This is a genomic window from Parabacteroides sp. Y3-G-102 (assembly GCF_023656845.1).
GTDB classification, from domain to species: domain Bacteria; phylum Bacteroidota; class Bacteroidia; order Bacteroidales; family Tannerellaceae; genus Parabacteroides; species Parabacteroides distasonis.
In genome coordinates this window covers 14467-30833 of record NZ_JAMOKU010000044.1, presented here as the reverse complement: position 1 = coordinate 30833, position 16367 = coordinate 14467, and the positions used below count along the sequence as shown (strand labels likewise).

Below are 16367 nucleotides of genomic sequence, written 5' to 3'. Positions count from 1 at the left end.
TTTAGATGGCAATTTCCGGTTCTATTTTAGTATCCCAAACAGAATATCGACTAAAAGAAATCGGTTCGACAGAAAACAACTATATTTGTCCTCATTTAATAGTGACTGAATCATGGCAGACAATTATCTGGAAAATAAGTACGCAGAATACCAAGCCCGGAAGACTTCCGGCACTAGAACGGGGCATACAACGAAGACACTTCATAAAACAAGAAGAGTCTTCATCACCGGTGGAGCCGAGGGGATCGGGAAAGCGATTGTAAGGGCTTTCAGAGGAGCCGGACATCGTGTGGCCTTCTGCGACAAGAACGAGACCTTAGGAAAAGAGACTGCCCTACAAACCGGGACACAATTCCATCTCGTGGACGTTAGTGATAAAACCGCACTAGAAGATTGCCTGCGAAAGATCATCGAGGAGTGGGGAGATATTGATATCATTATCAACAACGCAGGTGTCAGTCAGTTCTCTCCCATCACGGAAACAAGCGTAGAGGATTTCGACAAGATACTATCCATAAACTTACGCCCGGCGTTTATCACCTCCCGCCAATTAGCGCTCCATCGGCAATCTCTCGATATCCCCAATCCATACGGCAGGATTATCAACATCTGCTCTACCCGTTACTTGATGAGTGAACCCGGTAGCGAGGGATATGCCGCCTCTAAAGGAGGTATCTATTCTTTGACACATGCGTTGGCCTTATCGCTCTCGGAATGGCATATCACGGTAAACTCTATCGCTCCCGGTTGGATACAGAATAACAATTACGACCAGCTTCGCCCGGAGGATCATGCTCAACATCCGTCCGGAAGGGTGGGAAAGCCGGAGGATATCGCCCGTATGTGCTTATTTCTTTGTCAAGAGGAAAACGATTTCATTAATGGCGAGAATATTACGATTGACGGTGGGATGACCAAGAAAATGATCTATCTCGACTAAATAAACATCCGTATATGACACAAACATCGAATATAGAAACCAACCGTCTTGTGCTCCGTCCTTTCAGCGAAAGCGATGCTCCTGATGTTTTTGAGAGCTGTAAGAATCCAAACCTAGGCAATAACGCAGGATGGAAACCTCTCGAAACGATCGAAGAGACTATTGATGTACTAAATACCATATTTATCGGAAAAGAAGGGGTTTGGGCTATCGTATCAAAAGAGACTCAACAAGTCATTGGCTCCATTGGCATCATTCCTGATCCCAAAAGAGAAAACCCACATGCTCGCATGCTGGGTTATTGGCTAAAAGAAGAGTGTTGGGGACAAGGCTTCATGACAGAAGCAGTGCAATCCGTATTGAATTACGGATTTACTCAAATGGATTTACATTTGATCACGGCAAATTGTTATCCTCACAATCAACGCTCACAACGTGTATTAGAGAAGAATGGATTCGTATACGAAGGACGGCTTCATCAAGCAGAGCTAATGCATACTGGACAAATAGAGGATCATTTGTGCTATTATCTTGACCATCATTCCTTTTCAAACAAAAACAATAGTTTATGATAGTAGTAACAAAAGATTTATATACGCTCAGGAGTTGGGAAGGTCAAGATACGGAATCCTTAACCTTGCACCTTAATAACAAGAAGATCTGGGATAACTGTCGGGATGGATTGCCTCATCCTTATACAAAAGAAAATGCCCGCTGCTTCATCAGCCAAGCACGAGAAAAAACTGAAATATCGGATTTCTGCATTGTGGTTCATGGTGAGGCAATCGGCAATATAGGTTTTGTGAGAGGAACGGATGTGGAACGTTTCAATGCGGAAGTCGGTTATTGGATCAGTGAGAGATATTGGAACCAAGGGATTACCTCTGAAGCGTTAGCCGATGCGATCCAGTATTATTTTGAGCATACGGAGGTTATTCGTATATTCGCCACGGTGTATGAATATAATCTGGCATCCATGCGGGTATTAGAGAAAGTGGGATTCAAGAAGACTGGCATCTTCCGAAAAGCTTGTTACAAAAACGGACGATTCATCGATGCGCATCATTTTGAGATCGTAGCGGATGAGAAATTAGTTGGGAACAAAGACTTATAATCCATTTATGCAAATAAGACAATTACAGGTAAACGAATACGATAAGGCATTAACCTTGTCTTTGGACGTGTTCATCCAATGTGGCAAGAATGACTTCGACGAAGAGGGATTGAAAACCTTCAAGAGTTTCATTTACAATAAGGATCTGGTAAATGAGCTAACCATTTACGGAGCATTCGAGGGTGAGTCATTAATAGGTCTAATCGCGACAAAAAATGAAGGAAAGCATATCTCCTTATTCTTCATCACGCCTATGTATCATGGAAAAGGTATCGGCAAACGATTATTCGAGGCCGCTATCCAAGATAAGCCAGTCTCGGAAATGACAGTCAACTCCTCTTCCTATGCAATCCCAATCTACCGGAAATTCGGGTTCGAACCAATCTGCGAAGAACAAACTACACATGGGATGAAGTACACCCCGATGAAGCGAACGATAACCCGTCCCTCCTTCGAGGACTTCAATGAGCTTCTTCTGCTTTGGGAAGCGTCCGTACGTAGTACCCATCATTTCCTAAAAGAAGAGGATATCTTATTTTATAAAGAACTTGTTCCCGGATATTTCCCATTGGTAGAACTTTATATCATCCGAAATGAGCGAGGAAAGATCGCCGCCTTCATGGGCTTAAGCGATGAGCTTATCGAGATGCTTTTCGTACATCCGGAAGAGCAAGGCAAAGGATTAGGTAAACGACTTATCCAATTCGCCTTGCAAGAGACACCCATCCGAAAAGTCGACGTAAATGAGCAAAACACAACCGCACTTCATTTCTATCAGCATCTGGGATTCCAAGTGATAGGAAGAGACGAGACAGATTCCTCCAACAAGCCATTCCCGATACTTCATCTTCAAGCTACACTTCCTTAAAAATTTAAGGTAATCGTGTAGCCTATCATGACTATATGCGTAGCCTAACGAAGGCATTCTTATCAAAAAACAGGACTAGTTACACATAAAAAAAGCCCACCGATAAAGGACGATGGGCTAGAACCTAAATGTTTTCACAACGGAATAATCCTTATTGTGATTTGCTTCAAATTAGTATAGCAAAGAAATAAAGAATATATTTATAAAGCAAGTATTTCTTGATAATTTATTTTATCTTTGAAAAAATCGTTAACACAATACTAGTCATGAAAAAAATAGTAGGATTAGATTTAGGTACAAATAGTATAGGATGGGCATTAATCAATGCTTATATAGATGAATATAATAAAGAACACTTATATGGTATAGAAGCTTGTGGCAGTCGTATTATACCTATGGACGCAGCCATTTTAGGAAATTTCGATAAGGGAAATTCTATCTCACAAACTGCGGATCGAACAAGCTATCGTGGTATACGTAGATTGCGTGAACGCCATCTATTAAGACGTGAGCGCCTGCATAGAATTCTCGATTTACTCGGCTTTTTACCAAAGCATTATTCCGATTCTCTCAATCGCTATGGCAAATTCTTAAATGACATAGAATGTAAATTACCTTGGGTAAAAGACGATACAGGTTCTTACAAATTTATCTTTCAGGAGTCTTTTAAAGAGATGTTGGCCAATTTTACCGAACATCATCCCATACTTATCGCAAACAACAAAAAAGTACCCTACGATTGGACGATCTATTACCTTAGAAAGAAAGCATTAACACAAAAAATATCAAAAGAGGAACTCGCTTGGATTCTTTTGAACTTTAATCAGAAACGAGGATACTATCAACTTCGAGGTGAAGAGGAGGAAACTCCAAATAAACTAGTAGAATATTATTCATTGAAAGTAGAAAAAGTCGAAGACTCGGGAGAGAGAAAAGGCAAGGACACCTGGTATAACGTACATTTGGAGAATGGGATGATTTACCGGCGCACAAGTAATATACCATTGGATTGGGAAGGTAAAACTAAAGAATTTATAGTCACCACTGATCTAGAGGCTGATGGTAGTCCTAAGAAAGATAAGGAAGGAAATATAAAGCGTTCTTTCCGTGCGCCAAAAGATGATGATTGGACATTAATTAAAAAGAAGACGGAAGCAGATATCGACAAGATCAAGATGACTGTCGGCGCTTATATTTATGATACACTTCTGCAAAAACCAGACCAGAAAATACGTGGGAAGCTAGTACGTACTATCGAACGTAAATACTATAAAAACGAACTCTATCAAATACTAAAGACCCAAAGTGAATTTCATGAGGAATTACGAGATAAACAGTTATATATTGCTTGCCTTAATGAGCTTTATCCCAATAACGAACCACGTAGGAATAGTATTTCCACACGAGATTTCTGTCATTTATTTATAGAAGATATCATTTTCTATCAACGTCCACTGAAGAGCAAGAAATCATTGATCGACAATTGTCCCTATGAGGAAAATAGGTATATTGATAAAGAGAGTGGAGAAATCAAACATGCATCCATTAAATGTATAGCCAAGTCTCATCCTCTCTATCAAGAATTTCGCCTTTGGCAATTTATTGTAAACCTACGTATCTACAGGAAGGAAACGGATGTTGACGTAACACAAGAATTACTCCCTACCGAGGCTGATTATGTCACTTTATTTGAGTGGCTGAATGAAAAGAAAGAAATCGATCAAAAAGCCTTTTTTAAATACCCGCCATTCGGCTTTAAGAAAACAACTTCAAACTATCGTTGGAATTATGTGGAAGATAAACCTTATCCCTGTAATGAAACCCATGCACAAATAATAGCTCGTTTAGGAAAAGCGCATATCCCAAAAGCTTTTCTTTCTAAGGAAAAGGAAGAGACATTATGGCATATATTATATTCCATAGAAGATAAACAAGAAATAGAAAAAGCCTTACACTCTTTTGCCAATAAGAATAACCTAAGCGAAGAGTTTATTGAACAATTCAAGAATTTCCCTCCTTTCAAGAAGGAATATGGCTCTTACTCGGCTAAGGCGATAAAGAAATTGCTTCCATTGATGCGAATGGGTAAATATTGGAGTATCGAAAACATAGATAATGGGACAAGAATACGAATTAATAAAATTATAGATGGAGAGTATGACGAGAACATTCGTGAGAGAGTTAGACAAAAAGCTATTAACCTAACTGATATTACCCATTTTCGAGCTTTGCCTTTATGGTTAGCTTGTTATCTAGTTTACGATCGTCACTCCGAAGTCAAGGATATAGTTAAATGGAAGACTCCCAAGGATATAGATCTCTATTTAAAATCGTTTAAACAACATTCGTTACGCAACCCAATCGTGGAGCAAGTGATAACGGAAACCTTGCGTACCGTACGAGATATTTGGCAACAAGTAGGCCATATCGATGAGATACATATTGAATTAGGACGGGAAATGAAAAATCCGGCGGACAAGCGTGCCCGGATGTCACAACAAATGATAAAGAACGAGAATACCAATTTACGCATAAAAGCACTATTGACTGAATTTTTGAATCCGGAATTTGGAATAGAGAATGTACGTCCATATTCCCCCAGCCAGCAGGATTTATTGCGTATTTATGAAGAAGGCGTACTAAATAGTATATTAGAATTACCGGAAGATATAGGAATTATATTAGGAAAATTCAACCAAACAGATACTCTAAAACGTCCAACACGCTCGGAAATACTACGTTACAAACTATGGTTGGAGCAAAAATATCGTTCACCTTATACAGGCGAAATGATACCATTAAGTAAATTATTCACTCCTGCTTATGAAATAGAACATATTATTCCTCAATCACGTTATTTCGATGATTCACTTAGCAACAAGGTGATCTGTGAATCTGAGATAAATAAATTGAAGGATAGGAGCCTCGGCTATGAGTTTATTAAAAACCATCATGTAGAAAAGGTGGAATTAGCTTTTGACAAGCCTGTTGAGGTACTTTCCGTGGAAGCCTATGAAAAACTTGTGCATGAATCTTATTCACATAACAGAAGTAAAATGAAAAAGTTACTCATGGAAGATATTCCAGATCAATTTATAGAACGGCAACTCAACGACAGCCGCTATATTAGTAAAGTAGTAAAATCTCTGCTTTCTAATATAGTGCGTGAAGAAAACGAGCAAGAGGCTATCTCCAAGAATGTCATTCCTTGTACAGGAGGTATTACCGATCGATTAAAAAAGGATTGGGGCATCAACGATGTTTGGAATAAGATTGTACTTCCTCGTTTCATTCGGTTGAATGAACTGACTGAAAGTACCCGTTTCACTTCTATCAATACCAATAATACAATGATCCCCTCCATGCCCTTAGAGTTACAAAAGGGATTCAATAAAAAACGTATTGATCACCGCCATCATGCGATGGATGCCATTATCATTGCATGCGCAAATCGTAACATCGTGAACTATCTCAATAATGTGTCGGCTAGTAAAAACACAAAGATAACACGGCGAGATTTGCAAACCCTATTATGTCACAAGGACAAGACTGATAATAACGGTAATTACAAATGGGTTATTGACAAGCCTTGGGAAACATTCACTCAAGATACATTGACAGCTTTGCAGAAAATAACGGTTAGCTTTAAGCAAAATTTGCGTGTGATCAACAAGACAACAAACCACTATCAGCATTATGAAAATGGAAAGAAGATAGTCTCCAACCAATCAAAAGGGGATAGTTGGGCTATCCGTAAATCAATGCATAAGGAAACGGTTCACGGAGAAGTAAATTTGCGTATGATAAAAACCGTATCATTTAATGAGGCCTTAAAGAAACCACAGGCAATAGTAGAAATGGACTTGAAGAAGAAAATACTCGCTATGCTCGAGTTAGGCTATGACACTAAAAGAATAAAGAACTATTTCGAGGAAAATAAAGATACTTGGCAAGATATTAATCCACCAAAAATCAAAGTCTATTACTTTACAAAAGAGACGAAAGACCGCTATTTTGCGGTGCGGAAGCCTATAGATACTAGTTTCGACAAAAAGAAGATAAAGGAAAGCATTACAGATACAGGTATCCAACAAATTATGCTTCGACATTTGGAAACTAAAGACAATGATCCCACATTGGCATTCTCTCCAGATGGTATTGATGAAATGAACCGTAATATTCTTATATTGAATAAAGGAAAAAAGCATCAGCCCATTTATAAAGTGCGTGTCTACGAAAAAGCTGAAAAGTTTACTGTAGGACAAAAAGGGAATAAGCGAACTAAATTTGTAGAGGCAGCAAAAGGAACCAACCTGTTCTTTGCTATCTATGAAACAGAAGAGATTGATAAGGATACGAAAAAAGTAATCCGTAAAAGAAGTTATAGCACGATTCCCTTAAATGTAGTGATCGAACGCCAAAAGCAGGGACTTTCCTCGGCTCCTGAAGATGAGAATGGTAATCTACCTAAATATATACTCTCTCCTAATGATCTGGTATATGTACCGACACAGGAGGAGATTAATAAGGGGGAAGTCGTAATGCCGATAGATAGGGATCGAATATACAAAATGGTTGACTCAAGTGGCATTACCGCTAATTTCATCCCAGCTTCAACAGCCAATTTGATTTTTGCTTTACCTAAAGCTACTGCAGAAATCTATTGTAATGGTGAAAATTGCATTCAGAATGAATATGGTATTGGTAGTCCTCAATCTAAAAATCAAAAAGCTATAACAGGTGAAATGGTTAAAGAAATATGTTTTCCCATTAAAGTTGATAGATTAGGAAATATAATTCAAGTAGGTTTATGTATACTAACTAATTAGATTTTATCCTATGATTAAGAAAACATTTTATTTTGGTAATCCAGCTTACCTGTCACTTCGTAACCAGCAATTAGTTATTAAGTTACCGGAGATAGTAAAGAATGATACTGTGCCCGAAAGCTTCAAACGACAATCAGAAATTACTAAACCAATTGAAGATATTGCAGTGATAGTTCTTGACAACAAACAAATTACTATTACCCAGGGTGTATTGGAAGCATTACTAGAGAATAATTGCGCAGTTATTACATGTGATGGACGAAGTATGCCAGTAGGCCTCATGCTTCCGCTTTATGGAAACACGACACAAAATGAGCGCTTTCGAGATCAATTAGACGCTTCCTTACCTTTAAAGAAACAACTTTGGCAACAGACTATTCAAGCGAAAATCAACAATCAAGCATCAGTATTATGCTCTTGTAAAAACGAAGAAATAAAATGTATGCGGATATGGGCCAATGATGTACGTAGTGGAGATCCTGACAATTTGGAAGGACGTGCAGCTGCTTATTATTGGAAGTATCTGTTCGGACACATAGAAGGTTTTACAAGAGATCGGGAAGGTATACCTCCTAATAATTTATTAAATTATGGTTATGCTATCCTTCGTGCTATTGTTGCACGTGGACTAGTCACAAGTGGTATGTTACCCACATTGGGTATTCATCACCATAACCGATATAATGCTTATTGTTTAGCTGATGACATCATGGAACCTTATAGACCTTATGTTGATGAGCTTGTATTTGGTTTAATAAGAACAAAGGGTATATCACCCGAAATATTAACAAGAGAATGGAAAGCATCACTTCTTTCTATTCCTACATTAGAAGTTAAGATTGGAGGTAAACGAAGTCCGTTAATGATCGCTGTCGCTCAAACAACAGCCTCTCTTTACAAATGTTTCAGTGGAGAGCAACGAAGAATCGTGTATCCAGAACGGTAATAATCATGGATCGATTTAGCGAATATCGTATTATGTGGGTGTTGGTATTATTTGACTTACCTACGGAAACAAAAAAAGAAAAGAAAGCTTATAGTGATTTCCGTAAGAATCTGCAGCGTGATGGCTTTACCATGTTTCAGTTCTCTATTTATGTGCGACATTGCGCCAGCCAAGAAAATGCAGAAGTACACATAAAACGAGTAAAATCATTTTTACCAGAACACGGGCAAATAGGAATAATGTGCATTACAGACAAACAATTTGGGAATATTGAGTTGTTCTATGGGAAAAAAGTACAACCTCCTAATACACCCGGCCAACAATTAGAGCTTTTCTAGAAATAATAAATCCCGTCATAAAACGGGATTTATTACATTGGAAACTTTTCTTTTTTATTTTCTAACCATTCTATCATCTAGTTGATATACAGCATATAATACAGATTAAGCTGTTTCCAATGGATCAAAGATACTAATTTGAAAGCAAATCACAACATGGTTTCAAACCTACTTTCCTCTTTAAAGCTGTTTCCAATGGATCAAAGATACTAATTTGAAAGCAAATCACAACAGGATATCATAAAGTTAATACACGTGGATGGCTGTTTCCAATGGATCAAAGATACTAATTTGAAAGCAAATCACAACGTACCGGAACATATACAGGTTCCTTTACCGCTGTTTCCAATGGATCAAAGATACTAATTTGAAAGCAAATCACAACGGGCTTCATCCAACATGACAAAAGACGGATGCTGTTTCCAATGGATCAAAGATACTAATTTGAAAGCAAATCACAACAAGACTGGCACACCTGTATATGTAAATGGTGCTGTTTCCAATGGATCAAAGATACTAATTTGAAAGCAAATCACAACTCAATCCTTTATCAAGTCACCAAGCTCGTGCTGTTTCCAATGGATCAAAGATACTAATTTGAAAGCAAATCACAACCTCGTGTATGGTAATAATCAAATCATCGAAGCTGTTTCCAATGGATCAAAGATAGAAATTTGAAAGCAAATCACAACCGCTAACGAGCTTAGGATCGGTCTTAATCGCTGTTTCCAATGGATCAAAGATACTAATTTGAAAGCAAACCACAACGACACGGGTTATGTGAACGGCCAGCGTGTGGCTGTTTCCAATGGATCAAAGATACTAATTTAAAAACAAATCACAACGCAAGCCAACCGTCACCATTCGCCCCAAGACTGTTTCTTGTGGAGCAAAGATACTATTTTAATAAATACTTAACCTTCTTCAACTGATCCTTTACTCGGTAACACCCTCCGTTATTTTTACAATCAATTGTTAAATCATTTAATAAATTCATATATCGCATATCTATCCATTCTTTTATCAATGGGGCACAAAAGTAAGCGAACTAAGGAAACTTTGCTAAAAAGACTATAACTTTACGGCAGAAAAGATAAAGAGACAACAACAAAGATTGAGAATGGACCTAAAAGAGAGACTATCAAGCCGCTGTCATATAGAGGATATCCATGAGATATTATTTTATGTACAAGGGAACCAAGAACGGAAAGCAGAGCTATACGATCTGATATTCGATCCGGATGATGCCGTTAGTTATCAAGCGTTATGGGTCTGTAGCCATTTCTCGACCAAGGAAAACGAATGGCTATATGATAAACAGGATGAGCTGATAAATGAGGTGCTTAACTGTGAGCACTCCGGAAAGCGACGCATTCTCTTGAACTTGCTTGTACGACAACCCCAGACGAATCCCCCACGGGTAGATTTCCTGAACTTCTGCCTGGACCGGATGCTTTCAGCGAAGGAATTACCCGGTGTGCAAACGCTTTGCATGAAACTGGGATATGAGTTATGCCGTCCCATTCCAGAGCTATTACAGGAATATAAGACACTACTCGATCTGGCGGAACCCGATTTACTACAAATCTCTTTGCGAACCGTACGTAAGAACATCTTAAAAAAAATACGATAAAACATGAGAAAGATTTTCACACTATTCTTCTGTGCCGCCTCCTTGGCCACAGGACTAGCGCAACAAGAATCCTATTTTACCAATCCCGTGATCCACGGTGACGTAGCCGATCCTTCCATTATTCGGATCGATCAGACTTACTATATCACCGGCACCTCCTCGGAATGGGCCCCCTATTATCCGGTTTTCACCTCTACCGATTTGGTGAACTGGCAGCAAACCGGACATGTATTCGACGAGAAGCCGGAATGGACTAAATCCTCATTCTGGGCTCCGGAATGGTATCAGCATAAAGGGAAGGTATATGTCTATTATACGGCCCGGAAGCAATCGGATAACATCTCGTGCATCGGTGTCGCCGTGGCGGATTCACCTACGGGCAAGTTCAAGGATTACGGCCCGGTGGTAGAGTTTGGGAAGGAAGCGATAGACGCATTTATCTTGGAGGACAAAGGCAAACTTTACATCAGTTGGAAGGCTTATGGATTGGATAACCAACCCATAGAGTTATTGGCCTGTAAGTTGACGGACGATGGGCTTCGCCTAGACGGAAAGCCTTTCAGCCTGCTGCGTGACGATGAGCGTCAAGGTATGGAAGGTCAGCATTGGTTCAAGAAAGACGGATATTACTATATCATCTACTCCGTGAGAGGCTGTTGCGGCCCGCAGAGCGATTACGCCGTATCCATGGCTCGCTCGAAAAAGCTGGAAGGTCCTTACGAGAAATACCAAGGAAACCCGATCTTGCACGGAAGCAAGGAGGTTCTCTCCATCGGTCACGGAACGATTACGACAACACCGGACGGACGCATGTATTACCTATGCCACGCTTACCAGCCGGGAAGCGGCTTCTACCAAGGTCGCCAACCTTATCTGCAAGAGGTGAGAATGGGCGAGGATCATTGGCCTCACTTCGTAACCGGGGAATATGCGAGCCGCACGCAACCCATGCCATTTGCCGAGTCCGCACAAGTGCCGGTATTCGATTTCTCGGATGATTTCACCGGTGCTACCTTGCGTCCCGAATGGAGTTGGAACTATCCTTACACGGATGTCAAGACCGAGATCAAGAACGGTAAACTATCTCTATCCGGAACACCGAAACCCGGCGTAAAGACCGGAGCGGCACTTTGTTTACGCCCAACCTCCCCGGATTACACGTTAGAAACAGCGATCGTAAACCGGAATGACAGTTGGAAAGGAATCACGATGTACGGAGACGCAAATAACCTAATCACCTGCGGATGCGCTGGAGACCGTTTGATATTGAAATATATCCTAGAGGGGAAAGAACATCAATTGGCCGATCTTCCTCTTCCCGCCTCGCCTTTATATCTACGGATGAAAGTGACCAACGGTACGCATAGCACGTTCTACTGGAGTAAGGACGGACAAGCATGGAACGAGATCGTCGGCGAAGCTCTCTCCGCGAAAGAGACCCGGTCGTTGATCCAATGGGATCGTATCTCCCGTCCGGGATTGTATCAAGAGGGAGATCCTACGGCACCGGCCGTTTATGCTTATTGTCTATTAAAAAATGAATGATGGAATCTAAGTTTCACACGTTTGCCCAACCGATACAATCGATCCCCTTACCGGAACGATTCACGTATCCTTTTCACTATACACCGCATCCTCTATGCGTAATAGCGGCTGAGGAGACGCAGGCATACCTGAAAGAACGAACCGAATGGCGGGAAGAGTTACAAACCGGAAAAATGTTCGGCGTATTGGTGGTTCGTACTCCCGCCGGAGAGGTCGGCTATCTGGCCGCGTTCTCCGGTAACCTAGCGGGGAAGAATGTACATCCTTTCTTCGTCCCCCCGATCTATGACCTATTACAACCGGATGGTTTCTTCCGGCAAGAGGAGGAGCGGATCAATGAGATCAATGCCCGTATCCGAACCCTGCAAGCCTCTCCAGCTCTCGAAGACGCACGGTCGAGGTTACAAAGCACGATCGAATACTGCGATTTCGTATTACAGGCCGCAAAAGACTTGATGAAAAAGAGGAAAGAGGAGCGCGACCGACTTCGGCAGTTCCCTCTCACGGAAGAAGAGACCACACTTCTTATTAAAGAGAGCCAACACATGAAAGCCGCTCACAAGCTAACCAAGAAATCATTGCGGTCTATACTGGAGGAGGATCAAGCCAAGGTGGATCGGCTTGAGCAGGAGATCGAGCAACTGAAGCAAGAACGCAAGCGACGGTCGGCGGCCTTGCAACGCAAGTTGTTCGAACAATTCCGAATCCTGAACGCCCGGGGCGAGGTGAAGGACTTATGCGAACTGTTCGCCCCTACCTACCAAGGTGCGCCGCCTGCCGGAGCGGGTGAGTGCGCCGCCCCTAAACTCTTGCAATACGCCTACCAGCATCAGTTGGAACCGATCGCCATGGCTGAATTCTGGTGGGGCGATTCTCCCAAGACGGAGATCCGGCACCATGGATATTATTATCCGGCTTGCAAAGGAAAATGCGAGCCGATCCTCCATCATATGCTACAGGGATTGCGGGTAGATGAAAATCCGTTATTGGCGGACTCTCACCGGGAGACGAAGCTGGATATCCTTTATGAGGACGACTATTTGTTGGTCATCAATAAACCGGAAGGTATGCTCTCCGTTCCCGGCAAGGGAGATGTGGACTCCGTCTATCAAAGGCTATCGATCCTTTATCCGGAAGCCACCGGCCCAATTATCGTACATCGCTTGGATATGGCGACATCCGGCTTGCTACTCGCCGCCAAGACCAAAGAAGCGCATCAGAACCTGCAAGCCCAATTCAAGAACCGAACCATCCAGAAAAGGTATATCGCCTTATTAGAGGGCGAAGTTCCCCAAGATGAGGGCGAGATCCGTCTCCCGCTATGTCCCGATCCTTTGGACAGACCCCGGCAAATCGTAAGCGAAGAATTCGGGAAACCTGCCTTTACACGCTACCGGGTATTGGAACGGACTTCCGGAAAAACCCTTATCGCCTTTTATCCCCAAACCGGACGTACCCACCAGCTACGGGTACACGCCGCCCATCCCCTAGGTCTTCATTGCCCCATCCTTGGCGACGAGCTTTACGGACGAAAGGCGGAACGGCTCTATCTGCACGCTGAATATCTAGCATTCACGCATCCTATCACTTTCGAGAGGATAGAGATACGTGCCAAGATTCCATTTTCTCAACACTAAAATTGTCTATTATATCCAATAACTAAACAGATACTAAAGATGAGAACTATCAGAAGTAAAATATTAATAGCCATGGGATGGGTAATGCTTATTAGCGTCATTGTTTTAGGCTTCTTCGGCATCCCTACTGGTATACTACTGTGCGCCTTGATAGGACTAGCCTATGGAGTCTATAAACAAGATAAGCCTTTCCGTCTATATTCTTCTATCGCCCTGATTGCGACTATCGCCTTTTTCATCGTCTTCTATATACAACTTCAACATATGTAAATAACCGTATCAAATCCCTGTAATCATTATGGAAACAAATTATCAAAAGTTCTTGGCGGGCGAGTATTGCAACCATCTGGATCAAGAAGTCCTGCAAATGATCGTCCAGACGAAAAACCTACTCGCTCGTTTGAACGCAACCAATATAACCGACAGCGCTACAAGAGATGCCCTCTTACGCCAAATGCTAGGAAGCATTGGCAAGTATTCCAGCATTGATATAAATTTCCATTGCGAATGCGGGAAGCACATCTTTATTGGTGACAAGGTCATTATCAATATGAACTGTACGTTTTTAGACGATAATATTATCAAAATAGGAAATAACGTCCTCATCGCCCCCAACGTACAATTATATACGGCTACGCACCCGATAAATGCGAACGAACGCTTCGTGAATGATTGGGACGAACGATCGGGGGATTTATTTTTCAGGACAAAAGCCCTCCCCATCACCATTGAAGACAATGTTTGGATTGGTGGTGGAACGATCGTCTTACCCGGCATCACGATCGGGAGGAACAGCGTGATCGGGGCAGGCAGTGTAGTGACAAAATCCATTCCCACCTATAGCGTGGCCGTCGGTAACCCATGTAGAGTGATCAGAGAATTACCCAAAGAAGACTTATAAGAACTTGCCACCCATTAAAATCACCGGCATTTCCTAGGCGCTCCATGCCATGAGCATCCTAGGCAAAATACCTCTGTCAAGTCAAATCCGGACAGATCCGTAGTGGGATCTTTGGGAACGACCTCCCCATTCTCGTGAACATACACTAAAAGACGTTCCCCTGCCGCATTCTTTACATACATAGAAGGGATATCACACTGCGGACACCGATACTTTCTCATCATCTAATCTTTTCTTTATCTTTTTATAAACATACAAAAACGCAGGTATCAAGAATAAGTCAGCGGCAACCCAAGCCAACGGATCACCGAAGCAAACGCCCAAGAACCCAAAAGCGGGAACCGCATACAAGCTCACCAAGACACGTGCGATCATCTCTGAAACACCCGAGAGCATCGCAAGGTTGCTAAAACCTACCCCTTGTATCGCGTAACGCAAGATACACAGTAGCCCGACAGCCGGGAAGAACCAGCAAGAAATATGCAAAAACTGCTCCGTATAGTCCAGTATCTCGACCTCAGATGGAGCCACAAACAACAAGGCCAGCCAACGAGACCCCAGCATCAAGATCATCCATGTAGCGGCGGCATACGTAAGCATCATCAACGAACTCACTTTAATTCCCTGCAAAATACGCTCTGGCTTTCCCGCCCCATAATTCTGTCCGCAATACGTAGCCATGGCGATACCCAAACTCTCAAAAGCGCAAATGAAGAACATCTTGATACGGGCGGCGGAAGTAAAGGCAGCGACACAGGCCGTGCCCAAGGCGTTATTGGCGCTCTGCAACATGATACTGCCAATAGCGGTAATAGAAAATTGCAATCCCATCGGAACCCCCATCGCCAATAAGGTACGGGCCAGCCCGGCATGAAACCTTCGATCCTCGGAAGAAGTAGCCCGTAAGATCGGAAATTTCCGAAGCATATATAAATAACATAGAATGGCGGAAAGCCCTTGCGAGAAAACCGTAGCGATAGCCGCTCCCATCACGCCCCATCCTAGCACCAAGATGCAGAATAAATCCAAGAAAACATTCAAGACCGTAGAGAACAGCAAGAACCAGAATGGAGTCTTGCTATCTCCCAAAGCCCGCATGATACTTGCCAACAAATTATAGAAGAATGTACAAGGAATACCGATAAAAGTAACAAACAAATAATCATAGGCCCCATCGAAGATATTCCCGGGTGTCTGCATCCCCCGCAAGATATCCCGGCAATAGAAACCGGAGACAGCGGCGATCACCACGGACATCACCGTAGCCAATTGCAACCCCACCGCCACGTAACGGCGCATCGTCGCATAATCCCTCGCCCCGAACTTTTGAGCTACCGGGATGCCAAAACCGGCGCAACATCCGTTACAGAATCCCAGAATCAAGAAAATCACCGAGGTACTGGCTCCTACGGCAGCCAGCGAATTTATACCTAGAAATTTACCTACGATAGCGGCATCGATCAAAGAATAAGTCTGCTGAAGCAGATTCCCTAATAACAATGGCATCGTGAAACTGAATAGAAGAGGGAATACAGCACCCCTCGTCATCTCTTTTGAGTTTGCCATACATCTAAATTAAAAGGATAAACAAAGAGGATAGAAAAACTGATTAGTCA

At 42.1% G+C, this 16367-nt stretch carries 14 protein-coding genes and 1 pseudogene; 13 read left to right on the top strand and 2 right to left on the bottom strand.

The annotated features are described in order from the left end of the window. Window positions 1-112 precede the first annotated feature (112 nt). The 13 genes and pseudogenes from NBH16_RS18300 to NBH16_RS18245 all read left to right on the top strand — a co-directional run bounded on the left by NBH16_RS18300 (window position 113) and on the right by NBH16_RS18245 (window position 14751). The gene (locus NBH16_RS18300) at window positions 113-940 is read left to right on the top strand and encodes an SDR family NAD(P)-dependent oxidoreductase (RefSeq protein ID WP_005864270.1); all 828 of its coding nucleotides are present in this window, start codon (window positions 113-115) and stop codon (window positions 938-940) included. 14 nt (window positions 941-954) lie between these two features. Beyond that, window positions 955-1512: a GNAT family N-acetyltransferase gene (locus NBH16_RS18295; protein ID WP_044545687.1), complete on the top strand. Its 558-nt coding sequence runs from the start codon at window positions 955-957 to the stop codon at window positions 1510-1512. Beyond that, the gene (locus tag NBH16_RS18290; RefSeq protein ID WP_005864267.1) at window positions 1509-2054 is read left to right on the top strand and encodes a GNAT family N-acetyltransferase; all 546 of its coding nucleotides are present in this window, start codon (window positions 1509-1511) and stop codon (window positions 2052-2054) included. The genes NBH16_RS18295 and NBH16_RS18290 overlap by 4 nt, the downstream gene beginning before the upstream one ends. Window positions 2055-2061: 7 nt before the next feature. Next, window positions 2062-2499 (top strand): annotated as a pseudogene (locus tag NBH16_RS23475) (GNAT family N-acetyltransferase); the annotation flags it as partial. Further along, a complete protein-coding gene (locus tag NBH16_RS23470) occupies window positions 2479-2922 on the top strand; it encodes a GNAT family N-acetyltransferase (protein WP_306439182.1) in 444 nt (147 codons plus the stop codon). The pseudogene NBH16_RS23475 and the gene NBH16_RS23470, both read left to right, overlap by 21 nt. Window positions 2923-3188: 266 nt before the next feature. Further along, entirely contained in the window at window positions 3189-7751 is a 4563-nt protein-coding gene (gene cas9, locus NBH16_RS18280) for a type II CRISPR RNA-guided endonuclease Cas9 (RefSeq protein WP_250788948.1), read from the top strand. Window positions 7752-7761: 10 nt separating this feature from the next. Continuing rightward, a complete protein-coding gene (gene cas1 / locus NBH16_RS18275) occupies window positions 7762-8697 on the top strand; it encodes a type II CRISPR-associated endonuclease Cas1 (RefSeq protein ID WP_121962670.1) in 936 nt (311 codons plus the stop codon). A 5-nt stretch (window positions 8698-8702) separates the two neighbouring features. Beyond that, window positions 8703-9035 carry a CRISPR-associated endonuclease Cas2 gene (cas2, locus tag NBH16_RS18270; RefSeq protein WP_005864259.1) on the top strand — a complete coding sequence of 111 codons (333 nt, stop codon included), beginning with the start codon at window positions 8703-8705 and terminating at the stop codon, window positions 9033-9035. A 1120-nt stretch (window positions 9036-10155) separates the two neighbouring features. Continuing rightward, window positions 10156-10668, top strand: a complete 513-nt coding sequence (locus NBH16_RS18265) for a HEAT-like fold family protein (protein ID WP_057319350.1) — start codon at window positions 10156-10158, stop codon at window positions 10666-10668. 3 nt (window positions 10669-10671) lie between these two features. Next, complete coding sequence (locus NBH16_RS18260; RefSeq protein ID WP_250788947.1) at window positions 10672-12213, top strand: family 43 glycosylhydrolase; 1542 nt, start codon at window positions 10672-10674, stop codon at window positions 12211-12213. Beyond that, window positions 12213-13850, top strand: a complete 1638-nt coding sequence (locus NBH16_RS18255; RefSeq protein WP_122144608.1) for an RluA family pseudouridine synthase — start codon at window positions 12213-12215, stop codon at window positions 13848-13850. Before NBH16_RS18260 ends, NBH16_RS18255 begins: the two co-directional genes overlap by 1 nt. A 39-nt stretch (window positions 13851-13889) precedes the next feature. Then, complete coding sequence (locus tag NBH16_RS18250) at window positions 13890-14120, top strand: hypothetical protein (protein WP_121960947.1); 231 nt, start codon at window positions 13890-13892, stop codon at window positions 14118-14120. Between the two features lie 28 nt (window positions 14121-14148). Further along, window positions 14149-14751 (top strand): sugar O-acetyltransferase, encoded by a 603-nt coding sequence (locus NBH16_RS18245; protein WP_005854288.1) that lies wholly within the window; start codon window positions 14149-14151, stop codon window positions 14749-14751. Window positions 14752-14771: 20 nt separating this feature from the next. Here NBH16_RS18245 and NBH16_RS18240 read toward each other — a convergent pair whose 3' ends face one another. Together NBH16_RS18240 and NBH16_RS18235 are read right to left on the bottom strand one after the other, a co-directional pair. Next, complete coding sequence (locus NBH16_RS18240) at window positions 14772-14975, bottom strand: hypothetical protein (protein ID WP_005864247.1); 204 nt, start codon at window positions 14973-14975, stop codon at window positions 14772-14774. Next, a complete protein-coding gene (locus NBH16_RS18235) occupies window positions 14944-16317 on the bottom strand; it encodes an MATE family efflux transporter (RefSeq protein ID WP_122370142.1) in 1374 nt (457 codons plus the stop codon). The genes NBH16_RS18240 and NBH16_RS18235 overlap by 32 nt, the downstream gene beginning before the upstream one ends. Window positions 16318-16367: the final 50 nt, after the last annotated feature.

Bases quoted from the DNA above. Each gene is read 5' to 3' on its own strand.
- NBH16_RS18300 (WP_005864270.1), top strand. From the start codon at position 113: ATGGCAGACAATTATCTGGAAAATAAGTACGCAGAATACCAAGCCCGG.
- NBH16_RS18295 (WP_044545687.1), top strand. From the start codon at position 955: ATGACACAAACATCGAATATAGAAACCAACCGTCTTGTGCTCCGTCCT.
- NBH16_RS18290 (WP_005864267.1), top strand. From the start codon at position 1,509: ATGATAGTAGTAACAAAAGATTTATATACGCTCAGGAGTTGGGAAGGT.
- NBH16_RS23470 (WP_306439182.1), top strand. From the start codon at position 2,479: ATGAAGCGAACGATAACCCGTCCCTCCTTCGAGGACTTCAATGAGCTT.
- cas9 (WP_250788948.1), top strand. From the start codon at position 3,189: ATGAAAAAAATAGTAGGATTAGATTTAGGTACAAATAGTATAGGATGG.
- cas1 (WP_121962670.1), top strand. From the start codon at position 7,762: ATGATTAAGAAAACATTTTATTTTGGTAATCCAGCTTACCTGTCACTT.
- cas2 (WP_005864259.1), top strand. From the start codon at position 8,703: ATGGATCGATTTAGCGAATATCGTATTATGTGGGTGTTGGTATTATTT.
- NBH16_RS18265 (WP_057319350.1), top strand. From the start codon at position 10,156: ATGGACCTAAAAGAGAGACTATCAAGCCGCTGTCATATAGAGGATATC.
- NBH16_RS18260 (WP_250788947.1), top strand. From the start codon at position 10,672: ATGAGAAAGATTTTCACACTATTCTTCTGTGCCGCCTCCTTGGCCACA.
- NBH16_RS18255 (WP_122144608.1), top strand. From the start codon at position 12,213: ATGGAATCTAAGTTTCACACGTTTGCCCAACCGATACAATCGATCCCC.
- NBH16_RS18250 (WP_121960947.1), top strand. From the start codon at position 13,890: ATGAGAACTATCAGAAGTAAAATATTAATAGCCATGGGATGGGTAATG.
- NBH16_RS18245 (WP_005854288.1), top strand. From the start codon at position 14,149: ATGGAAACAAATTATCAAAAGTTCTTGGCGGGCGAGTATTGCAACCAT.
- NBH16_RS18240 (WP_005864247.1), bottom strand. From the start codon at position 14,975: ATGATGAGAAAGTATCGGTGTCCGCAGTGTGATATCCCTTCTATGTAT.
- NBH16_RS18235 (WP_122370142.1), bottom strand. From the start codon at position 16,317: ATGGCAAACTCAAAAGAGATGACGAGGGGTGCTGTATTCCCTCTTCTA.